The 21,013-nt window shown below is 56.1% G+C and carries 22 protein-coding genes and 2 tRNA genes; 11 read left to right on the plus strand and 13 right to left on the minus strand.

Features of this window, described 5'->3' with window-relative positions:
- Position 1: 1 nt before the first annotated feature.
- A tRNA-Ala gene (locus tag CDI07_RS02400) sits at positions 2–79 on the minus strand.
- 261 nt (positions 80–340) lie between these two features.
- Between CDI07_RS02400 and CDI07_RS02405 the strand changes: the two genes are divergently transcribed.
- Positions 341–628 carry a DUF357 domain-containing protein gene (locus CDI07_RS02405; RefSeq protein WP_088180082.1) on the plus strand — a complete coding sequence of 96 codons (288 nt, stop codon included), beginning with the start codon at positions 341–343 and terminating at the stop codon, positions 626–628.
- A 10-nt stretch (positions 629–638) separates the two neighbouring features.
- Entirely contained in the window at positions 639–1,019 is a 381-nt protein-coding gene (locus tag CDI07_RS02410) for a DUF555 domain-containing protein (protein WP_088180083.1), read from the plus strand.
- On the opposite strand, the gene CDI07_RS02415 is transcribed toward CDI07_RS02410, so the two are convergent.
- On the minus strand, positions 1,020–1,934 hold the full coding sequence (locus CDI07_RS02415) for a hypothetical protein (RefSeq protein ID WP_088180084.1): 915 nt from the start codon (positions 1,932–1,934) through the stop codon (positions 1,020–1,022).
- A gap of 116 nt (positions 1,935–2,050) precedes the next feature.
- On the opposite strand from CDI07_RS02415, the gene CDI07_RS02420 reads away from it, so the two are divergent.
- Positions 2,051–3,652: a CTP synthase gene (locus CDI07_RS02420; protein ID WP_088180085.1), complete on the plus strand. Its 1,602-nt coding sequence runs from the start codon at positions 2,051–2,053 to the stop codon at positions 3,650–3,652.
- Here CDI07_RS02420 and CDI07_RS02425 read toward each other — a convergent pair.
- On the minus strand, positions 3,649–4,539 hold the full coding sequence (locus CDI07_RS02425; RefSeq protein ID WP_088180086.1) for a hypothetical protein: 891 nt from the start codon (positions 4,537–4,539) through the stop codon (positions 3,649–3,651). The two genes, CDI07_RS02420 and CDI07_RS02425, sit on opposite strands and share 4 nt — an antisense overlap.
- Before the next feature lie 115 nt (positions 4,540–4,654).
- Here CDI07_RS02425 and CDI07_RS02430 point away from each other — a divergent pair, with 115 nt between their 5' ends.
- Positions 4,655–5,047 carry a 30S ribosomal protein S8e gene (locus tag CDI07_RS02430; RefSeq protein ID WP_088180087.1) on the plus strand — a complete coding sequence of 131 codons (393 nt, stop codon included), beginning with the start codon at positions 4,655–4,657 and terminating at the stop codon, positions 5,045–5,047.
- 103 nt (positions 5,048–5,150) lie between these two features.
- Here CDI07_RS02430 and CDI07_RS02435 read toward each other — a convergent pair whose 3' ends face one another.
- Together CDI07_RS02435 and CDI07_RS02440 are read right to left on the minus strand one after the other, a co-directional pair.
- Positions 5,151–6,230 (minus strand): NOG1 family protein, encoded by a 1,080-nt coding sequence (locus CDI07_RS02435; RefSeq protein ID WP_088180088.1) that lies wholly within the window; start codon positions 6,228–6,230, stop codon positions 5,151–5,153.
- 62 nt (positions 6,231–6,292) lie between these two features.
- The gene (locus tag CDI07_RS02440) at positions 6,293–7,099 is read right to left on the minus strand and encodes an MBL fold metallo-hydrolase (protein WP_088180089.1); all 807 of its coding nucleotides are present in this window, start codon (positions 7,097–7,099) and stop codon (positions 6,293–6,295) included.
- 56 nt (positions 7,100–7,155) lie between these two features.
- Between CDI07_RS02440 and CDI07_RS02445 the strand changes: the two genes are divergently transcribed.
- Genes CDI07_RS02445 through CDI07_RS02455 form a run of 3 tightly spaced genes read left to right on the plus strand, consistent with a single transcriptional unit; the run spans position 7,156 to position 10,339 of the window.
- The gene (locus CDI07_RS02445; RefSeq protein WP_088180090.1) at positions 7,156–7,971 is read left to right on the plus strand and encodes an undecaprenyl-diphosphate phosphatase; all 816 of its coding nucleotides are present in this window, start codon (positions 7,156–7,158) and stop codon (positions 7,969–7,971) included.
- Entirely contained in the window at positions 7,968–9,227 is a 1,260-nt protein-coding gene (glmU, locus tag CDI07_RS02450) for a bifunctional sugar-1-phosphate nucleotidylyltransferase/acetyltransferase (protein WP_088180091.1), read from the plus strand. Before CDI07_RS02445 ends, glmU begins: the two co-directional genes overlap by 4 nt.
- Complete coding sequence (locus CDI07_RS02455) at positions 9,224–10,339, plus strand: DUF835 domain-containing protein (protein WP_088180092.1); 1,116 nt, start codon at positions 9,224–9,226, stop codon at positions 10,337–10,339. The genes glmU and CDI07_RS02455 overlap by 4 nt, the downstream gene beginning before the upstream one ends.
- 6 nt (positions 10,340–10,345) lie before the next feature.
- Here CDI07_RS02455 and CDI07_RS02460 read toward each other — a convergent pair whose 3' ends face one another.
- The gene (locus CDI07_RS02460) at positions 10,346–11,521 is read right to left on the minus strand and encodes a CBS domain-containing protein (RefSeq protein ID WP_088180093.1); all 1,176 of its coding nucleotides are present in this window, start codon (positions 11,519–11,521) and stop codon (positions 10,346–10,348) included.
- Between the two features lie 136 nt (positions 11,522–11,657).
- Here CDI07_RS02460 and CDI07_RS02465 point away from each other — a divergent pair.
- Positions 11,658–11,743, plus strand: a tRNA-Ser gene (locus CDI07_RS02465).
- A gap of 273 nt (positions 11,744–12,016) precedes the next feature.
- Here the strand turns inward: CDI07_RS02465 and map are convergent.
- Positions 12,017–12,904 (minus strand): type II methionyl aminopeptidase, encoded by an 888-nt coding sequence (map, locus tag CDI07_RS02470; protein WP_088180094.1) that lies wholly within the window; start codon positions 12,902–12,904, stop codon positions 12,017–12,019.
- A 99-nt stretch (positions 12,905–13,003) separates the two neighbouring features.
- On the opposite strand from map, the gene CDI07_RS02475 reads away from it, so the two are divergent.
- The gene (locus tag CDI07_RS02475; RefSeq protein WP_088180095.1) at positions 13,004–14,485 is read left to right on the plus strand and encodes a TrkH family potassium uptake protein; all 1,482 of its coding nucleotides are present in this window, start codon (positions 13,004–13,006) and stop codon (positions 14,483–14,485) included.
- Positions 14,482–15,342: an energy-coupling factor ABC transporter ATP-binding protein gene (locus tag CDI07_RS02480; protein ID WP_088180096.1), complete on the plus strand. Its 861-nt coding sequence runs from the start codon at positions 14,482–14,484 to the stop codon at positions 15,340–15,342. Before CDI07_RS02475 ends, CDI07_RS02480 begins: the two co-directional genes overlap by 4 nt.
- Here CDI07_RS02480 and CDI07_RS02485 read toward each other — a convergent pair.
- The 6 genes from CDI07_RS02485 to hjc form a co-directional block, all read right to left on the minus strand.
- Positions 15,296–16,126, minus strand: a complete 831-nt coding sequence (locus CDI07_RS02485) for a hypothetical protein (protein WP_088180097.1) — start codon at positions 16,124–16,126, stop codon at positions 15,296–15,298. The genes CDI07_RS02480 and CDI07_RS02485 overlap by 47 nt on opposite strands.
- Positions 16,110–16,664: a class IV adenylate cyclase gene (cyaB, locus tag CDI07_RS02490; protein WP_088180098.1), complete on the minus strand. Its 555-nt coding sequence runs from the start codon at positions 16,662–16,664 to the stop codon at positions 16,110–16,112. The genes CDI07_RS02485 and cyaB overlap by 17 nt, the downstream gene beginning before the upstream one ends.
- A complete protein-coding gene (locus CDI07_RS02495) occupies positions 16,661–17,215 on the minus strand; it encodes an archaemetzincin family Zn-dependent metalloprotease (protein WP_088180099.1) in 555 nt (184 codons plus the stop codon). The genes cyaB and CDI07_RS02495 overlap by 4 nt, the downstream gene beginning before the upstream one ends.
- A gap of 170 nt (positions 17,216–17,385) precedes the next feature.
- Entirely contained in the window at positions 17,386–18,423 is a 1,038-nt protein-coding gene (locus CDI07_RS02500) for a lysyl aminopeptidase (RefSeq protein ID WP_088180100.1), read from the minus strand.
- A 73-nt stretch (positions 18,424–18,496) separates the two neighbouring features.
- The gene (locus tag CDI07_RS02505; protein ID WP_088180101.1) at positions 18,497–20,023 is read right to left on the minus strand and encodes a hypothetical protein; all 1,527 of its coding nucleotides are present in this window, start codon (positions 20,021–20,023) and stop codon (positions 18,497–18,499) included.
- Positions 20,013–20,414, minus strand: coding sequence for a Holliday junction resolvase Hjc (hjc, locus tag CDI07_RS02510; protein WP_088180102.1), 402 nt, complete (start codon positions 20,412–20,414; stop codon positions 20,013–20,015). The genes CDI07_RS02505 and hjc overlap by 11 nt, the downstream gene beginning before the upstream one ends.
- A 71-nt stretch (positions 20,415–20,485) precedes the next feature.
- On the opposite strand from hjc, the gene CDI07_RS02515 reads away from it, so the two are divergent.
- The gene (locus CDI07_RS02515; protein ID WP_088180103.1) at positions 20,486–21,010 is read left to right on the plus strand and encodes a gamma carbonic anhydrase family protein; all 525 of its coding nucleotides are present in this window, start codon (positions 20,486–20,488) and stop codon (positions 21,008–21,010) included.
- Positions 21,011–21,013 lie beyond the last annotated feature (3 nt).

Here is a 21,013-nt window from a genome sequence, read left to right on the forward strand (position 1 = left end):
ATGGTGGACCGGCCGGGATTTGAACCCGGGGCCTCCGCCTTGCCAAGGCGGCGCTCATACCAGGCTGAGCTACCGGCCCACACCCAACAGCTCCGCACGGCTCTAAAACCCGGCTCACGTTCCTCTCCGGGCCCTCACCCGTGCGGGCATTTACCTATCATCGGGTGGGCTTTATAAACTTTACGCTTTGCTCCTTCGCCCTTGTGTCCCCTCCGGAGCGTTTTGAAGGTAAGAGCGCCCAACCGACGGCTGGACTTGTGAACGTTGGTCAACCGAAGAGTGGCGAGTCATGGGATAAGGTTTATAAGACTCTCCCCCAACCAACCGTGAGGCGAGACCGGTGGGACGGGAGATAACCGAGGAGAAGCTCCAGAGGTACTTTAAAATCACCGCTGAAGCGCTGGAGACCCTTGAAATAGCGGTTCATGAAAAGAGCCTTTTAAGAACCGTTGCGGAGGACTTCCTTACCATGGCGAGGAGCTATTTTGAGGACGCCAAGTACTACTACGAGAAAGGCGACTACGTGACTGCCTTTGCCGCGCTCAACTACGCCCACGGTTTCATCGATGCCGGCGTAAGGCTCGGAGTCTTTAGGGGAGAGGATGACAGACTGTTTGCCTTTGGCTGAGGTGGGAGCTATGGGAGACTACGTGGTTGTTTTGGAGGCACCCATTATAGTGAGGGACGTCGAAACAAGCGAGGACGCGATAAACGTGGCGGTGAGCAAAGTTGCGAAAGCCCTCAACAAGGAGAAGCTCGACTTCGTGCGCGTTGAAATCGGCTACTCCCAGTGCCCTGTATGCGGGGCCCACTTCGAGAGCGCCTTCGTCATAGGCTCGGTGGGTCTGGTTGGAATGTACCTGACGATCAAGGTCTACAACGCTCAAACCATCGAGCACGCCGAGAGGATAGCCAAGGCCGTCATCGGCAAGGCCCTCAAGAAGGTTCCGCTCAAGGTCTACGAGATAAGGGAGCTCACCGAGGAGGAAGAGGGGAACGGTCTGGAGCTGGACGGTTGATCACGTTTCTTTCTCTTCGTTGCTCGTCTCTTCTTCCCGCTCAGTGTCTAGGTAAACTTTGAGTGCCCCCAGGCTATTTAGCGGGTACCTCACCGCCCCTATCATGATCATGACGGGGAGCGTCCAGATTCCGAGGCCCAGGTTGTACTGGAGGATCATCAATCCATCAACCAGCACGAGACCGGCCCCAAGGGCAAAGTATCCCCCGGTGTTCTTTTTCACCACGCGCCAGATCTCTTCAATCAGTCCGATGTTTTTTGTGGAGTAGTAGGCTGGAACCACCAGTGCGAAAGCCGGAGACGCCACGAGTCCCACCAGAACGTTGCTGAATGGGCCTAAAAGCGCCATCGGAATCGCCAGGAGTATTAGAACCAGTAGCAGTACGATGAGAACCAGAATCTCGGAAGCGGCGAGGGCGGGGATCGCGCGGAGGCCCGAGGTTAGCGAGTCCTGGAGCCTTCTTTCAGTTCCCGCCGACAGCCCAACGGCAAAATCCACCATGGCGTATCCAAAGCCCAGCATGGCCAGAAAGACGAATATCGCGAAGAATATAAATACAGGCAGTCCGCGTTTCAGGTCTTCCCTTGCCCTCAGGTACTCGTTGTACGTGTCCTCGTAGACTATCAAGTCACCCACGGTCACCGTGGACTCGTTCGGCCTGTAGTACTCGTCATCGCATTTCATCCCGTGGGAGCCGAAGAAGTCGGGGTTGGTATCAAGGACGTTGTGGCAGACTATGGCGTCGTTTTCTTTGGTCATCCTTTCCATTATCCTCTTGAGCCGTGAATAGTCATGAAGGGGACCGTTGATGAGGGGAAACGGCAGTGCATAGGTCACCAGAAGTGCTATGGCTAGCAGGGCGAGAAATTTCCTATTCCTGAGTGTTGCGGATACATTCAGGTCGACAGTTTCCATAGTTACATCGGTTGATAGTATTGACGTGGAGCCTTTTAAGCTTTTCTTCCCTGCCACCAACAAAGCTTTTAAGCACTCACCAATCAACCAACGACATAACCGGTGGAGGTTTTGCCATGACAAAGTTCATATTCGTCACTGGTGGTGTCGTCAGCGGTCTTGGAAAGGGTATAACCAGCGCTTCCCTTGGAATGCTCATGAAGGCGAGGGGCTTCAGAACGACCAACATCAAGATAGACCCCTACCTCAACTACGACGCCGGAACTATGAACCCCTACCAGCACGGTGAAGTGTTCGTCCTCGACGACGGCGGCGAGGTTGACCTCGACCTTGGCAACTACGAGCGCTTTCTGGACACCAGCCTGAGTTTTGACCACAACATAACCACTGGGAAGGTATATTCTGCGGTCATTGAAAAGGAGCGCAGGGGCGACTACCTGGGTGCGACCGTTCAGGTTATCCCTCACATCACCAACGAGATAAAGGAACGCATAAGGGAGATAGCTCGCGACCACGACGTCGTTGTCGTCGAGATCGGCGGAACCGTCGGCGACATAGAGAGCATGCCCTTCCTTGAGGCTGCCCGTCAGATGCAGCTCGAGGAGGGAAGGGAGAACGTCGCTTTCGTTCACGTTACCTACGTGCCGAAGCTCAAGGTCGTTGGCGAGCAGAAGACGAAGCCGACCCAGCACAGCGTTAAGGAGCTTAGGAGCCTTGGAATCCAGCCCGATGCTATAGTGGCCCGCTCGGAGGATCCGCTCGAGGAGAGCGCCAGGAGGAAGATAAGCCTCTTCACCAACGTCCCGCCGGAGGCCGTCATAAGCGCCTACGACGTTGAAGACACCTACGAGGTTCCGCTCATGCTCGAGAGGGAAGGTTTGGCTAGGTACATCACCAAGAGGCTCGGCCTTCCCGAGAGGGAGCCCGAACTCGATGCCTGGCGCGAGATGGTCGAGAGGTACAAGTCCCTGGAGGACACAGTTGAGATCGCTGTGGTGGGCAAGTACGTCAAGCTTGCCGATTCGTACCTCAGCATAAAGGAGGCGTTAAAGCACTCGAGCGTCGCCAACGGCGTGAAGGTGAGGATACGCTGGATCGAGGCGGAAGACCTCGAGAAGAGCGGAACAAAGCTCCTCGAAGGCGTTGACGGCATAATAGTTCCCGGCGGCTTCGGGGCGCGCGGAACCGAGGGCAAGATGCTCGCGGCCCGCTACGCAAGGGAGAACGACATACCTTTCCTTGGGATATGCTTTGGCTTCCAGCTCACGGTTGTTGAGTTTGCGCGCAACGTTCTGGGGCTGAAGGGTGCACACTCCACCGAGATTGACCCCCAGACACCGCACCCCGTCGTTGACCTGATGCCGGAACAGAGGGGCCTCGACAAGCTCGGCGGAACGATGCGCCTCGGTGCCTACCCCGTCAAGGTAAAGCCCGGAACCCTTGCGAGGGGGATCTACGGAAAGGAGCTGATCTACGAGCGCCACAGGCACCGCTGGGAGGTCAACCCGGAGTACATAGAGAAGTTTGAGAAAGCCGGCTTGGTCTTCAGCGGAATAGCCGGGGACGACGAGAGGAGGATGGAGATACTTGAGCTTCCGGATAAGAGGTACTTCATAGCAACCCAGTTCCACCCAGAGTTCAAGTCCAGGCCGATGAATCCGGCACCGGTCTTCAGGGGGCTCGTCAAGGCCGCAAAAGAAAAGAAGTACGGGGCTTAAACCTCTATCCCGAGCTCACGTAGCTCTTCATCAACTTTTTTCAGTTCTTCCATCCTCTGGATTTCCTTGTAGAACGCCACTCCGGCCGCCCACAGGAAGAGATACAGCAGGGCGTCGAAGGGTGCCTGGAGGAACGCCGAGACGTACGGTGCTATGTTCCCCGGAAGGGCCATCTGTGTCACGAAGGCTATCGGACTCGCCACCATCATAATGGCGACCACTCCAACCCCAAGAAGGACACCGAAACCGGTTGTTGAGATGACGTTCCTGAATGCCACTCCAAAGGCCTCGAAGGCCGCCCCGATGCTCCCTCTATCCACGTAGAAGGGAATTGCAAGGGCAGAGAGGCCAACGGTGAAGGCTAGGACAAAGAGCATCAGGAGCAGGCCGAGGAACACGAGCACGATTCCCGCTGGCATCAGAACGGCTCCCAGGGCTATTGGAATCGCGGCGAGGGCTATGAAGACTATCATTATGAGGCCGTAGACGAAGTTTATCAGGATTACCCCCGGGAAGTGCCTCAGCCCGTCCATCAGAATGCCGGTTAGGGAGTACTCCTCGCCCTTTATGTGCATGAAGATTCCTTTCGTAACGCCGTATTCGAAGATTGCCCCGACTACGATGGCGATAACCGAGTAGATTGCGAGTCCCTTGAGAAGCTCCATGATCATGCCCATCTCGTCTTCGCCTATTGGCGTTCCGTACTCCTCGATGATGACGTTTCCCTTCTGCATGCTCGTTTGATTGTACTCGTAGCCGAGGTCGCTGGGGATCAGGTACGCCCCCAGCGGGGCCATCATGAGGCTCATGACCAGCACAAGCAGGTAGAGTCTCTTGTTCCTGAGGACCAGTGAGAATGCGTTCGTGAAGGCGTCGATCGCTCCCATGCCACCACCTGATGGAGTAATGGGGGAGAGTATTTAAAAATCCTTCCAGAAAAGCTTATAAACGAACCCCCCAAAGTGGCGATAGGTTGAGTATTAAGCTCATGAGGTGAGATAAATGGCTATATGGCAGGGAAGGTCACTCAAGAAGCCTTCAGGCGGAAGGATTATCCTCGCTAGGAAGAAGAGGAAGAGGGAGCTTGGAAGGGAGCCGGCTTTCACCAAGGTCGGTGAGGACAGGGAAAAGAAGAAGATAATCAGAACCTACGGCGGAAACAGGAAGGTCAGGCTCATCGAGGCCCTCTACGCCAACGTCTTCGAGAACGGCAAGGGCAAGAAGGTTAAGATAATCAGCGTCATCCAGAACCCGGCCAACAGGCAGTACGTCAGGAGGAACATCATCACCAAGGGCGCCATCATCGAGACCGAGGCCGGCAAGGCCATCGTCACCAGCAGGCCCGGCCAGGACGGCGTTGTCAACGCCGTTCTCATCAAGGAAGAGAGCGCCTGAATTCTTTTCTCTTCAATTTGAGCTTTTCTCTCGAATTTGCCATTGACCGGTATTTAACTCCCGCTTTCTAGGGATATAGAACTCAGCGATAGGAAAGAAAAGGTCAGAGCTCCAGCTCTTCCCGGTACTTCCTCAGTTCCTTCTCCATTATTCTCCTCGCCTGCTCCTCGACCATGGGTTTTACGAGCTCTATGACTCGCTCCTTCAGCTCTTCAATGCCTTCCCCGTTGAGCGCCGAGATTCTGAGGGGTTCAAGGCCTTTAGCTCTGACGAACTCTTCTACCTTTCTAATCTTCTCCTCGTCGGCTATGTCCACCTTGTTGAGGACTACGATGAAGGGGAACTCGCCGAACTCGGCGTAGATTTCCTCGAACAGGTGGGTCTGCTCCTCAATGGGGTAGCCGCAGTACTCGCTGGGGTCGAAGATGTAGACGATGACCTTTCCGAGGTGCTTGAGCGCCAGGATGGCCTGCCTCTCGACCTCGTTCCTCTCGCTCAGCGGCCTGTCTAGAAGGCCGGGCGTGTCTATAACCTGGTACTTGAGGTAGTGCTCCTCGAACTGGCCAACGTTTATGCCCTTGGTCGTGAACGGGTATGTGGCAACCTCGGGTCTGGCGTTGGTTAACGCCCGCAGCAGGGTTGACTTGCCCACGTTGGGGTGACCGGCTATGACGACGGTTGGGAGCTCAAGGTCAACGACCGGCAAATCCTTCAGCACGTTCCTCGCCTGGTTGAGGTACTCAAGGTCGTCGGCTATGTCCCTGAGAACGTCAGCAACGCGGCCGTAGAAGGCCCTTCTGAGCCGGGCTATCTCATCCGGGTCCCTGGAGTACCGTATCTTTTCAACGTACCTCTGCTCCAGGTTCCTTATCGTCTTTATCGCCCAGTTGACCCTCGCAAGGGAGCGGTGAAACTGGTCCCTGTCAACGAGCGTGTCAACCAGTTCCCTGTAGAACGCTGGCAGCTCCGAAACGCCCGGCGTTCTGTCCAGGAGCTTTCTGAGGTTGTCCCTCACCACGTTTGAGACTGTTCTTACGCGGAGCTCCTCCCTCTGCCTCGCCTTTGCCCTCGGACCTCCCTTGGGCGTGAAGGCCGATGCGGCTTTCTCGGCCCTCCTGAAGGCCTTGTCGATGAGCTCGTCAGCGGTAAGCACGGTCGGCATTTTTTCGAACGGGTTCTTCATCTCTCCCACCTCTCCTTTTCTCTCGCGATGTTGGGCTTTTCGGCTGGGTATTTAAAGGTTCGCTAAAGCTCGATGGTCTTGCCTACGTGCAGCGGCTCTATCCTCTCACCGAGCATGGCCTTTAGGTACGCGTAGGAGTCAATGCCAGTGCAGTGGCCGGCGTAGAGCCGTTCGGCCTCTATTCTCTCGGCGACTTCGTTGAGAATTTCCCTCTTGGCACCGTTGAGATGAAGGCCTCCTATCAGCGCTCTGACCGGCCTCCCGCTCACGTCCTCCGCGTGCCACGCTATGTTCAGAACCCCCGAGTGACCGCAGCCGGTGACAACGGCGGCCCCATCGCCGAGGTCGATTATCAGCGCCATGTCATCCGGAACGGAGTCCCTCTCCAGTTTTCCGTCCCTTTCAACGTAGCCCACCGCCCTGTCCCACGTGCGCCTGAGTATCTCCCCCGAACTCCAGAACCCCGGTGCGAACTCGAAGGGCTCTTTCCTGAGAACGAACTCCGCTCCCAGTCCTTCAAGTTCCTCCCTGCTGAACGGGATGCCGATGTCCCTTCTTTTGGGTTTCAGGGCTATCCTGTTCCTGAAGATTTCCGGATGGCCTATGACCTTCAACTGCTTCGTTCTGGCTTCGAGGAAGGCCTTCATTCCCCCCGTGTGGTCGTAGTGCCCGTGGGTGATGAAGAGGAAGTCTATCCCGTCCACGTCGATTCCCAGCTCCCCCATGTTGTGGAGGAGCACGCTCCCATCCGTGCCTGTATCGACGAGAACCCTGGTTCCTCCGTGCTCAACGAGCGCTGAAAAGCCGTGGGCGCCGAGGAGGCCCTTTCTAAACCCGGCATGGTTTTCGTATATCACGGTCAGTTTCATCACGACCCCTCGAAAAGTTTATGTTCTGGGGAATTAAAACCCTTGGTGTGGTTGCCATGGTTAACATCGGTGAATACGTAGCCCCCTTGGTTTCAGGTATCGTCGTTGCACTCTCGTCTTGGCTTTCCATCAGCCCCGAGGGATACTTCGTCTCAAACCTCCTTCACAACATCGATCCGGCCTACGTGGACTACCTAGTGCCCGCCTATCTGGGGGTTACCTTCGCGGTTCTCTTCTACTTCAAGGAGAAGATAGCCCTCGGTTCCCAGAACGCCCTCCGAAAGAGCTTCGATTCTGACACGAGGTATCTTCTCTACGCCGCCATCTTCACGGTTCTCCTCGGTTATCCCATACTCGCCGAGATCAGGGACGTCATCGGCCCCCGGACCTCCGACATGGTAAACGCCGCGATTGGCGTTGTGATAATCATCCTCGGTCTGCTCGCGGGTACGAAGTCGGGGGCACCCTTTAAGGGGCTGGAGAGCCGTATTCGAGAGGAAAAGGGGGAAGCAACTCTCCTCGATGCAATAATATCCGGCCTCTCGCAGGGGATCACACTCCTTGGCGGTCTTTCCAGGAGCGGACTGGTTCTCCTGGGTCTTCTGTGTACAGGCATAAGCGTGAGGCGGGCCCTTGAGCTGAGTTTTATCGTGGCCCCCGTGTACTTTGTCATGAAGCTCGCGTTCCTCGGTGGCTGGGAGCCAGCGCTCCCGGTTTCGCTGCTGTTCACAGCTTTCCTCGCCGCGTTCGTCGTCAGCATCGTAACGATGAAAGCCCTCGTAAGGCTCTCGGAGTCCATCGGTCAGAGGGGTTTTCTGGTCATCTTCGGCTCAATCGCCATCGCTGTTTACCTGCTGGGGGTGATTCTATGAAGGCCGTCGTTCTCGCAGCCGGGAAGGGTGAGAGGCTACGCCCACTGACGGATGACAGGCCAAAGGTTATGCTCAAGGTCGCAAACAGGGCGATAATCGAGTACGTGCTTGAGAACCTCGATCCCTTCGTGGACGAGTTCATCTTAGTCGTCCGCTACGAGAAGGAGAAGCTGATGGCCGCCCTCGGGGACGAGTTCAACGGAAAGCCGATAACGTACGTCGAACAGCTCCCTGGGGACGGAACGGCCAAGGCCATAGAATCGGCGGGCAAGTTGATCGGGGACGAGGAGTTCATAGTTGCGAACGGGGACATATACTTCGAGATAGACGGTGTGAAGGAGCTCGTGAGTGCCTTCAGAAGGGAAAGGGCCGATGCTGCGCTGCTCGTCAAGGAGTTCGATGATTTGAGCCATTTCGGCAAGATCGAGGTCAAGGAAAACCTAGTTACGGCCGTTAAGGAAAAGCCCGGCAGGGTCGCGGGCTACGCGAACCTTGGGGTCTACATCTTCAAACCAGACGTCTTCCACTTCATCAAGAAAACTCCCCTCAGCAAGCGCGGGGAGTACGAGATAACAGACACGCTCAACTTGATGCTGGATGCCGGAAGGAGAGTAACCTACGCCGTCTATTCCGGCTACTGGAACGACGTTGGCAGGCCATGGAACATGCTGGAGCTGAACGAATACCTCCTCAAGAACAAGCTCAAACACAGCATCAGGGGTATCGTGGAGGAAGGCGCCACGGTGGTTCCCCCGGTTGAGATCGGGGAGGGTACGGTCGTGAGGAGCGGGGCCTACATAATCGGACCGGTTAAGATAGGCAGGAACTCCCGCATCGGACCGAACTGCTTCATAAGACCGTACACCAGCATAGGCGACAACTGCCACATAGGCAACGCCGTGGAGGTCAAGAACTCCATCATAATGGACAACTCCAACGCTCCGCACCTCAACTACGTCGGGGACTCGATAATCGGGGAGAACACTAACCTCGGCGCCGGCACTATCACGGCAAACCTGAGGCACGACAAGGGCACGATAAAGGTCGAGATAAAGGGCAAGCTCGAGGACTCCGGAAGGAGGAAGCTCGGGGCGATAATAGGTCACAACGTCAAGGTGGGCATAAACGTTAGCATTTATCCTGGTAGGAAGATAGGGAGCAACTCCTTCGTCGGGCCGGGCGTGATAGTTGACAGAAACGTTCCAAGCGGGAGCCTCGTGGTGGCGAAGCAGGAGAAAACGGTGATGACGAGATGAACTGGCACGACCCCATCTCCATAGTTAATTTTATCTCCAGGTGGGTGCTGTTCTTTGCGGTGTTTTACAAAACGTATCAGACGAGAGAAAAGAGCTGGATGCTTCTGACGGCCGCCTTTCTTATCAATGCCCTGGACATAGAGAGCTACATTTTTGGACCCCTCGGCATCGAGATCGCCCACGATGCCTACAGGATCGCCTCAAAGATACCCAACTTCTTCATAGCGACGCTGTTGATCTGGGGGGCCCTCCACCTCAAATACGGCACGAGCAAGTTCAAGCACGTGGTTGCCATCTCCGTGCTCCTGGTGCTGTCATACGTGTGGCTGTTTCTGCTGGCCGCCAACGTATTCCACGACAACTTTTTCATCGAGTCCACGTTTCCATCCCTCGTCTACGGCGCCGCCCTGATATATTTCGGCATGATTCTGAGGGAAAAGGAGATATCCGACCGCAGTATAGACTCGCTGTTTCCTATAGGGTTGATGCTCCTGGGTGTACTGAACCTGACCTACCCGATCACCCGTCACATAGAGTGGTTTACCCCCATTGGCTTTTTCCTGGGTGCGCTCTTCCGCATCATGGCCGCGGTGGGGGCGGTTAAGTTCGTGTTCATACCGTTTCCACCAGCCAGGGTCCCCCCAGTGCCAAAGAGAAATATTCCCCCCGGTGCCTACCTCTGTCCCTCAAAGGAGAAGGCCTCGGAGAAATTCGGCAGTATCGAGGAGGCCTCAAACCTTGTGATGATAACCCGAGAGAACATAGACTCCATAGTCGGTAAAGTTCACCCCAGCGCCCTAGTTTTCTGGGTCACCAGGGTTATGGAGGGGCAGATACACAAATCCCCCGAGATATACGCCATAAGCCCCACCAAGATAGACATACTGACCGACCTGATAGCCAAGGCCGTCGAGAGCGGATACAGGGTTGTTTACATCGATGCCGTTGAGTACCTGATCGTGGAGAACGGCTTTGAAAACGCCCTTAAGTTCCTCCTCAACGTGAAGGACCACGTTCTCGTCGCGGGCGGAACGCTGATCCTGGTGGTTGACCCCGGAACACTCGACAGAACCCAGAGAAGAATTTTAGAAAGGGAATTTCCGGGGGGATAAACCCCCTCAATCGAGTCCCATCTTCTCAAGGAAGCGCTTGTAGTAGTGGGTATCCTTTTCAAGCTCCGCCTTCTGGAGGAGCTGTCTCTCGATGGCCCTGAGTGCGTCGTGAACTGCCTGTATCGCACCCCATGTTTCTCCGGTTGCTATGAACACTCCCCTGTCGGTGACGACGCGCATTCTGGCCTGGTAGAGGTGCACTCCCCTGAAGCGCTCGTTGAAGCGCCTGATGTAGAGGTAGATTATGCCCTCCTGGCCGAGAAGGTCTTCGTAGCCGTCAACGAAGCGCCTCACGTCCTCGATTATCCTCTCCCTCGTGAAGTCGCTGAGCACATCCGCGTCTCCGCCGAGCTGGAGGTAGAAGCGGACCTCCTTCTCAACCATCCTTGAGATTGGCAGGAGCATGTCCTTGACGGTGAGGATTCCCCTGACCCTGTTGCCCTCGTCAACGACGACCAGTCCGTCTATGTCGTTGTCCATCATCGTCTTGACGGCGTCCCTCAGCGTTGCCTCGGCGGGTATGGTTATAACACCCCTTATCATCACGTCGCGGAGCTGCATGCTGAAGGGCGGTATCTTTTCACCGGCGACCTCTCCGTACTGGGCCTTGAAGCGGGGTTTGATGAACCTTATTATCAGGTCGTGCAGGGTAACGAGGCCTTCGAGCCTTCCCTCCTCGTTGACCACGGGTATCCTTGAGATCGCGTGGTCGCGCATCGTTGCGAGCGCCTTTGCGACCGTGTCGTCGGGCTTCAGGGTTATAACGTCCTTCGTCATGAAGTCCTCGACTTTCTTTTCCCCGAACTCCTCCTTAACGATCCTGTTGAGGAGCTCCATATCGCTTATAACTCCTATGATTTCAGCCTTGCTCTCCCCAACCGGGAGGGAGCGCAGGTCAACCTCAATCATGAGCTTGGCGGCCTTGCTAAGGTCCTCATCCGGCTTGATAACCGGAGCGGTCTTGTAGACGTCCCTAACCTTGGCCTTGGTTGGGTCCCACTTGAGGTGGGAGCGTACTATCAGGTCCTGGGTCAGGACTCCCTTGTACAGGTTTCCGTCGAAGACCAGAATAAGGTCGGGGTCTTCCTTCTCAAAAATTCCGATCGCCTCAGAAAGCGGGGCGTCGATGTCTATTTTCTGGAACCTGTCGGTCATAACCTCCTGCACAAGAATACCGACCATTTCTGCCACCTCCTTTTCACTTATTATTAGGGCGGCCGATAATTTAAACCTTTGCAACCGAGAGCTTTTAGTTAACTCAGGTTAATAAATCTTTCGCGGAAAGATTTATAAAACTCCCGCGAGAACTCTCCATCGCGCCGGGGTAGCCTAGCCTGGGAAGGCGCGGGACTCGAGATCCCGTGCGCGCTGCGCACCAGGGTTCAAATCCCTGCCCCGGCGCCACTCAAACTTTGCCTGCGCAAAGTTTGACCAAAGTTCGCATCTCCCCTTAAACTGCCGAGCCCCTTGGGGGGTTGCTCTCCAAATTTTCATACTTCTTATTGTGTTTCCTTGTGTAGAACGTCCTTTGGACGTTGAAATGAGTGAAACCCCAGTCAAGCCGCGTGTTTGAATAAAACCCCCAAACTTACCGCTAAAATTGAAAAGGAGATGCAACTCTCCCGCCCATATTTCACGGAATTTTGACTTTTGCTCAAGCTTTTTCTAAAAGCTTGCTCAGGTCGTTATGTACGCCCCGTCCTTTTCCACGATGACGGTGTGCTCGAACTGGCTCACCAGACCGCCGCGAACCTCCCTCAGTATCTGATAGCTGTAAATCGCTCCGGCCCTGTCGAGCTGAGCCAGGGCGAGCTTGAGCTGACCCTCCGGCATGAAGCCCTGGAGCCAGCGGTAGGCGAAGGGAAGGCCGTTGTACTCCCTCTTTATGTGCATGAGAAGCCTCCTGGCCTGGGCCATCCTCACCGGCCTGTCGCGGATGTGCATGAATATGAGCGCCGGCGGAACCTCTATGACCTGTCCGGCACCGGTGGTCGCGAAGGGCTCTATTGCGATGACGTCCCCCTCCTTGAGGACGTAGCTGTCGTTGGGGCGGTATATGTTGGGGATGCTTACCCCCGCGTGGAGCTTGTAGCGGTCTATTTTGTGGCCGCTGAGGTTGACTATTGGATTGAAGCCGTAACCGCGTATGGTCTCCTCTATTGCCTTTCCAATCTCGCTGATTTTGACGCCAGCGCGTATCACGCTTATGGCGTTCTCAAGTGCCTCCTTGGAGGCGGCCATCAGGTCGTCCTCTTCCATTCCAACCCTGAACGTCATGGCTGTGTCCGCTATGTATCCGTCCACGTGAACGCCGAGGTCAACCTTGAGGTAGTCTCCTTCCTTGAGGACGCTATCGTCGCCCTTGTACGGCGTGTAGTGGGCAGCGATTTCGTTTATAGCCAGATTGCACGGGAAAGCGGGCTTTCCACCGAGTTCGACTATGCGCCTCTCCACGAACTCCGCGATGTCGTAGAGCTTTGCCCCTGGCTTTATCATGTCGGCGACTTCCTTCTTCACCTGACGTGCTATCTCCCCTGCCTTTATGAGTGCCTCTCTCTCGTCCACTTTCTATCACCGCCATAAGAAGGCCCTATTACCCCTTAAACCTTTCCACTCCGGGAAAAACCTTTTATTTAATGCAGACCCTACCTCTACGGTGGGCCCATGCTAGAGCTCAGAAAGTACATCAACATCTCGGACGACATCTTCGTGGTTAAGAATCTCATCGGGGCGATCCTGCAGGGTGTGGGACTGGCGTACCTCTTCCCAGTGTTGCTGGTGTGGTTCTACCCCGATGAAATCAACTACGTTGTGTACTTTGCCCTCCCCGGAGTGTTCTCCATTCTGCTCGGCGCGTGGCTCGCGAGGCACATGGGAAAGGTTGAGGACGTTAACCTCAGACAGGCCATGGTCTCGGCCGCCTTCACCTGGCTCTTCGCGTCGTTCATAAGCGTTATACCGTTCATCTACATAGCCAACATGCCCTTTGTGGATTCCTACTTTGAGAGCATGAGCGCGTGGACCGGAACGGGCCTCACCATGATGAGTCACCTTGAGAGCTACCCCCACATACTCCTCTTCTGGCGCGCGTGGATGCAGTGGCTCGGTGGAATCGGTATCGTGCTGGTTGCACTGACGGTTCTCATCCGCCCCGGCGTCGCGGCGGCCAGGCTATACCGCGCCGAGGCGAGGAGCGAGAGGATAGTCCCCAACCTGGTGAACACATCGAAGGTCATCTTCCAGATATACCTGGTTCTCACGCTGGTCGGCGTTTACCTCTACTACATCAACGGCATGCCCCTCTTCGATGCCGTCATACACTCCATGACCGGCCTTGGAACCGGTGGTATGAGCAGCCACGACCTGAGCATCGGCTACTTCAACAGCACCTCCATAGAGGCCGTCACGATATTCCTCATGATAATGGGTGCCGTCAACTTCACGGTTCACTACAGGCTCTTCAGGGACAGGCACCTCAAGCCCTTCTTCGAGGACGTTCAAGTCAGGTACATGTTCATATTCCTGTTCCCCGCGATAGCCGTGATAGCCCTCAGCCTCACCCAGGTCGGGGATGGCATAGGCGACGCCCTCCGGCAGGCGGTTTTCCACGCAGTTTCGGCCATAACCTGTACCGGATTCGGAATCGCTGACCTGAGCAAGTACCCGGAGCTTGGCAAGTTCATACTGGGCATCCTTATGGTCATCGGCGGCGGCGCCGGAAGCACCGCGGGTGGTATAAAGCTCATACGTGTCATACTGATGTACGAGAGCCTCAAGTGGACCCTCCAGAGCGCCATACTGCCCAAGGGTGCCGTCATCAAGAGGAAAGTGGGCAACTACCTCTTCAGCGAGGAGGACATTCAGGAGGTCATGAGCTTCACGATGACGTACTTCGCCTTCCTTCTCATAGGCACGCTCTACACGATGCTTCGCCTCGGCACGAGCCTGACGGATTCTTTCTTCGAGGTCGCCTCCGCCCAGGGCAACGTTGGTCTCAGCATCGGTATAACCTCGCCCACACTGCCGGTTGACCTCAAAATCCTCCTCATACTTCACATGTGGATTGGAAGGCTGGAGATATTCTCGACCCTCGTGTTCATCATAAGCGTGTTCTTCCTCGCCCCGAGGGTGGTGACGAGGAAATGAACGTCATAAGCGTGGAGAACCTCAGTTTCAGGTACAGGCGGGCGAGGGAGTACTCGCTGAAGAACGTGAGCTTCAAGGTTAGGCAGGGGGAGCTCCTCGGAATAATAGGGCCGAGCGGAAGTGGAAAATCCACGCTCTGCCTGACCCTCAACGGCGTGATTCCCAACTCGATAAAAGGCGACTTCTCGGGCGATGTCATAGTCAGGGACCCGGAGACCGGGGAGGAGTACAACACCAAGGAAACACCCGTGGCGAAGCTCTCAACGCTCGTCGGCCTTGTCCTCCAGAATCCCGAGAGCCAGCTCTTCAACATGACCGTCGAGGAGGAGATAGCCTTCGGCCTTGAAAATCTGGGATTCGATAGAAACGAGATACTCAGAAGGCTCCGGTGGGCGCTGGAGGTAACCGGACTGAGGGGACTTGAGAAAGAGTTTCCGCCCAACCTGAGCGGGGGACAGCAGCAGAGGCTGGCCATAGCCGCAGTTCTGGCCATGGAGCCGGCCGTGCTTGTTCTGGACGAACCGACGTCCCAGCTTGACCCCGTAGGACGGAAGGAAGTCCTGGGACTCGTTTCCCTCCTTCGGAAGGAGCACGGCATCACGGTGGTTCTGGTCGAGCATCACACCGACTACATCCTCCGCTTCGCCGACAGGGTGCTGGTCATGGCGGGCGGAGAAATTGTCCTGGAGGGAACCCCCAGGGAGATAGCCGAGGAGGCCGAGACGCTGAAGAGACTAGGTGTGAAGCTTCCCCCAAGCCTCGAGATATCCCACGAGCTCAGGAAGAGGGGTATGCTGAAGGGACCGGCAATCACTGAGGAGGAGCTTCTCTCCGGGATAGGATATCCTCCAGGGTGAGCGCCTTCCCAAGGAGCGCGTATTTGAGGTCGTAGAGCTTGAGCATGAGCTCGAACCTAGCGTCGGGGTCTTCCACCTTATCTGCAATCTTGAATGCCGCGTCCAGTATCTTCAGCGCCTCCTCCCTGTTCCGCTCTCCCTCCACCTCGGCGAGGTAGTAGAGTGCCATCGCCCGGTGGAACGGGTTGGAGATGTGCTCGATTATCAACTTTGCCCTCCGGACGTCGCCAGCGCGGTAGAACATCTCCGCCAAGTGCACGAGCACGACGTCGAGCTTCTCCGGCTCGCGAACCATCTTCATGGCGTAGCCCGCCTTCCTCAGCAGGCCCGCGTTCACGAGCCCCATGAGAATGTCCCGAATTATGTCGGCACTCTCCTTGGCAAGGTTTATCGCGGTTCGAAGGGCTATGTCGCCGTTGAGTTCATCGTTGAGGTGGTAGAATAGAACCGCCAGGTCTCCGAGGAGTATGGCCCTGTAACGTGGATTGATGAGGGAGTTGACGAGGGGTATCAGGGTCTTGACAGTTTCCCTCATGTTTTCGAGTCCCGTATCCGCTTCGCCCTCTGAGCGCTTCAACTCCGTTAATCTTTCCATAACCGAGCGCAGGATCATCCTCAGGGCCAGAAACCTGTTGGATTCGCCCTCAATATCCCCGATTAATTCAACCGCCTGCTCGATTTCTCCTATCCCTATGAGGCCCTCTATCTCCTCGAGAACATCCAGCTCTGACCTCTTCCTCCTTTTCTCGCCCAGTGACTTGAAGAACTCATCCAGCCTCCCCATGCTCCACCTCCCTTTCGAGCATTAGCTCCAGGTAGGAGCGTCTCTCGAACCGCTCGACTCCCAGGGACTCCAGAATCTCACGGAGTATCTTCACCGTTTCCTCGACGACCTCTTTCCCCTCGGCTAGGGCCTCGATCTCAATGAACTTTCCAAGACCGTTCACCTCGTCGAGGTCTATTATGATGCCCTTGTCCACGTAGTACTTTTCTCGGGTCTTCTCTATGGTGAGAACCTCCTCGAAACCTAGGTTTCTGAGTATCTCCGTGTGCTTGTCGGGGTCGCTTATCGGGACCTCTATCTCCATCCGGGTCTTCGAGTTCTGGTCTATCTTCGGCCCCTTGTAAGTGAGGAACGCCTCGAAGTGCCCGTTGAAGCGTCTTATCCTTATCCTGAGGGCTTCATCGGTTTCGGCGAAATCCCTGCACGGATGCCTGAAGTAGGTGTCCTCGTGATACTCCTTCCGTATCAGCTTGAAGTTCTCCCTAACGCGCTCAAACACTGCCTCGTTCGCGTAACCCTTAACCTCAATCTCTATCATAACCCAACCTCCAGGTTTTTCTTAAGCCTCCTGAGACAGGCAGGACAGTAAATGGGTTCCTTGATGTCCGTGTCAACTATGGAGTTTGAGAAGTGCATGACGCACCGCTCATCAGGGCAGTGTCCTAAACCAAAAACGTGCCCCAGCTCGTGCATGGCTTCCTTGATTGTCCTCTCGACGAAGAGCCTCTCGTCCGGGGCATCTCCGTAGAATTCGGGCCTGAGCCTGAACGTCGAGATAACCGCCGCCCCGAGTCCAGAATGTGCGAGGCCAAAAATGAAGTTCAGCCCCTCCTCGTAGAGGTCGAGGTTGGTTATCCCGAGGACGGCGCGCGCTCTCCTCTTCCTTCCCACTTCGGAGAGCGCGGGCAAGAACCTCCTCCCAAGGTACTGGCGTCTCAGGGGGTTGTAAGCGTCGGAGAACAGGTCCTCGGGAAGGGCATCACTCACCGCGACGGGGAGGCCTAGGGAGGTGTAGTAAGAACCGACGAACTCCCTCACCGCCTCAATCACCCGCCCATCAATCCTTCCGATGGGTACGAGGAGTATCATCCCCGGCTCCCCTCCTAAGCTCGGGCTTCACCCGGCGCGTGTACGGACTGCGGGAACCCCCAATCGAAGGCGGGAATCGGGCCGGTATAGGCTCTGCCCTCACGCCTTCCACCGTTATCTAATTCTCCTTGGGGGAGATAAACCTTTCCAAAGGAAGAAGAGAAGAGACCTCACGGAGTGAGATCCATCTCGCGAAGCTCCTCGAGGAAGTGCTTGGCGAACTCGATGGTCTTGTCTATGTCCCTCAGGTCGGCGGTCTCGACCTGGCTGTGCATGTAGCGTATCGGTATGCTGAGGACTGCCGTCGCAACGCCCTCGCGGTTGATCTGCATTATGTTGGCGTCGGTTCCGGTCGGCCTTGGGCTGGCCTCGACCTGGAGCTCTATGCCGTACTTCTTGGCAACCTCGTCGGCAAAGGCGCGAACCTTGGGGTTGATGTTCGGACCGACGTCCATGACCGGGCCGCCGCCGAGCTTCGGAACTATCTTGCCCTTGTCGCCGACCTGCTTGGCGAAGGTGACGTCCATGGCTATGCCTATCTCGGGATCTATGGCGTAGCTGGCAACCCTGGCGCCCCTCAGGCCGACCTCCTCCTGCACGGAGGCAACGAAGTATATGTCCACCTCGTGGTTCTCAACCCTTCTGGCGGCCTCTATCATGGCGTAGAGGCAAACGCGGTCGTCGAGATATGGCGTCGCAATCCTGTTCTCGTTGAGCTGGACGAACGCTGGAGCGAACTCACCGACGGTTCCAACGCGGAAGCCCATCTCCTCGGCTTCCTCCTTGCTGTCCGCGCCAACGTCCACAACGATGGTGTCCCAGTCGGCGGCCTTCTTCCTGTCCTCCGGCTTCTGGAGGTGGGGCGGTATGTGGCCGACGACGCCGTAGCGCTCGCCCTTCTCGGTGAAGAACCTTATCCTCTGGGCGACGAGGGTTCTGGGGTCAACGCCTCCAACGGGAACGACGTGGAGGTAGCCCTCCTTGTCTATGTGGTTGACCATGACGCCTATCTTGTCCATGTGGGCCGCGATCATTATCCTAGGCCCGTTCCCCTTCTTGTGGGCGATAACGTTGCCGAGCTTGTCAACGTATATCTCGTCCACGTGGTCCTTCAGGGCTTCAAAAACGACGTCCCTTATTCCAAGGAACTCGTAGCCGGAAACTCCCGGCGCTTCCACAACCTTCCTGAGCAGTTCAATGTCCACCATGGCTTTCGCCTCCTTTAGATTTCCATCTGAATGTATCCGCCCGTGTTAATAAGGTTTACGAAAGAAAAGGGATTCAGCCGAGGATGACCTGTAGGTAGGCCTCCTCCTCTGGCTCCAGATGGTCGATCTCCCACACAACGGTTCCGTCACCTATTTCGGCCTTGCCCTTGGTTGCCTTGACCTCTATCGCGTTGACGCCCTTCTCGAACCTGAAGTTATCAACGCCCTTCAGCCTGGGCGCCTTCACCTTGACGAAGTAGTACCTGTCGAGCATCTCCTCCTGGACTATCGGCCTGAAGAACGCTGCATACGAGGTTCCGGCCAGGATTACGCCAGCAATCAGGAGTATGGCCGCCAGCGGTCCGTAGCTCCTCGGAGGCTTTGTCGGGGTGGTGGTAGTGGTCAGCGGGGGCGTCGTGGTCGTCGTTGGTGTCGGGGTTGGAGTGACCGGCTGCGTTACCTTCACGCTGGCCTCGCCGCCTATGTACCTGCTGCTCTCCGCGCGGAGCATTATCGTCCCGTAGCCGACCTTTTTAAGGTCCACCTCAGCCAGGCCGGAGGCGTTCGTGGTCGAGTAGTCCTTGCCGAGAGGCCCAGAGGCGGTGACCGTTATGTTGGGGACGGAGTTTCCGGTGGAATCCACGACCCTCACGAGGAGCGTCTCGTTCTCTTGGGCGGCACTTATGAACAGCTTTCTAACCTCAACGAAGGTCGTCACTATCTTTCCGTCGAGGTTCAGGATGACCTCGTAGGTTCCCGGCTTATCTACCAGGTACGAAACGGTTCCTTCGTTGTCGGTTTTGAAGGGTATCCCGTTTATCTTCACGGAGATGTCCGGAACGCCCTGACCGTTCTCGTCGTAAACGTGGACGTATATGGCCCCGTCCCTGAAGTATGCATCGTACCTCAGGTTTCTCTGGTACACCCGAAACGTTGCCGTCTTGCTCTTGAACCTCCCGCTGAAGTTTGCCCAGAAGTACACGGAGTAATCGCCGACCCTGGGCGTCGTGAGCTTTACGTCCTTTATCCAGCTCTCGCCCGGCCGGAGGTATATCGTGGTGACGAACGTTTCCAGAACGCTGCCATCGCGGGTGAGCGTGTATCCAAGCCGGCCTATGATAACGCCGTTCGCTTGGGAGGTCATCTTCAGTCTCACGGTGACGTTGCTGCCGTAGGTGTACTCGTCGTTGACGTCAATGCTGAGTGCGTAGTCCACGAGGGTTTTAACACTGACAGTTATCTGGGCTTCGGAGTAGCTGGAGCCGACCCTCGCCACGAGGGTCAGGTTGTACCGTCCGGGGTCAAGGTTGAGTATTTTGACGGAGATTGTGTCCTGGATCGTTTCGTTTGGGCCTATAGGTTCCCTTATCACCTTGCTTCCGTAGAGAAAGCCCTCAGTTGGGCCTGTAACGTACACTGTGACGTTCGACACCGTCTGATTCCCCAGGTTTCTGAGCTGGAACGGGATTATTATGGTATCCCCTGGAACACCCGTGAACTCATCGTTGAGCGGGACTATTACGAGCGGTGACTGGGCGCTCACGTTAGGAAGAAGAATCGGAACCAGCAGGATTATCAGCAGCATGCCCTTAAACTTCACCCTTTACCACCCCTTCGAGGGACCTCTGCCTCCCGATAACTTCGTCGAAGGTAAGATAGTTCTTTGTTTGCAGGCCCACCTTATAGTTTTTGCCACTTTTTTCGAGGCTCTCCGGGAGGAAGAAGCGCCAGCCGTTGTTCACGAACTTGACCGCTATAACAGGCTTTGCCCCGAACTTTCCGGCAAAGGAGACGAGCTTCTCGTAATCCTCGCTGCTGAAGTATAGCCTCTCGCTCCTGGTGCTCTTCACCTCTATGCAGAGGTGGACCTTCCCGTTGCCGGCCACGATATCAACCTTCTTGCTCCCGGCGGAGCGCACCACCGCGAAACCGGCCTTTTCGAGCATCTTTATAAGCTCCCTTTCCGCGCTGGCACCCCTTCTGTACTTCATTGCACTCCCTCATCCTATATTGCCCGGTTAGGTTTATAAGCTATGTCGAGGAGTTAAGGCCGGTGATGAACATGGCGATTTATGAGTTGGCCGGAAAGAAGCCTAAAATTCACGAGACCGCTTTCATCGATGAGACCGCCTCGGTCATAGGCGATGTCGTCCTCGAGGCGAAGACAAGCGTCTGGCCGTCGGCGGTTCTGAGGGGTGACATAGAGCAGATTTACGTGGGCGAAGGTTCGAACGTCCAGGATAACGTCAGCATACACACCTCCCACGGGCAGCCCACGATAATAGGCAAGTACGTCACCATCGGCCACAACGCCGTCGTTCACGGTGCGGAGATAGGCGACTACACCATCATAGGCATGGGTGCCATCATACTCGACGGGGCCAAGATAGGCAAGCACGTCGTCATCGGTGCCGGGGCGCTCGTTCCGCCCGGTAAGGAGATACCGGACTACAGCCTGGTCGTTGGCGTTCCCGGCAAGGTCGTCAGGCAGCTCGGTGAGGAGGAAATCGAGTGGACCAAGAAGAACGCCGAGATTTACATAGAGCTTGCCGAGATGCACCTCTCCGGCAGGAAGAAGATTGAGTGATGG

The organism is Thermococcus sp. 5-4, assembly GCF_002197185.1.
Classification (GTDB): domain Archaea; phylum Methanobacteriota_B; class Thermococci; order Thermococcales; family Thermococcaceae; genus Thermococcus; species Thermococcus radiotolerans.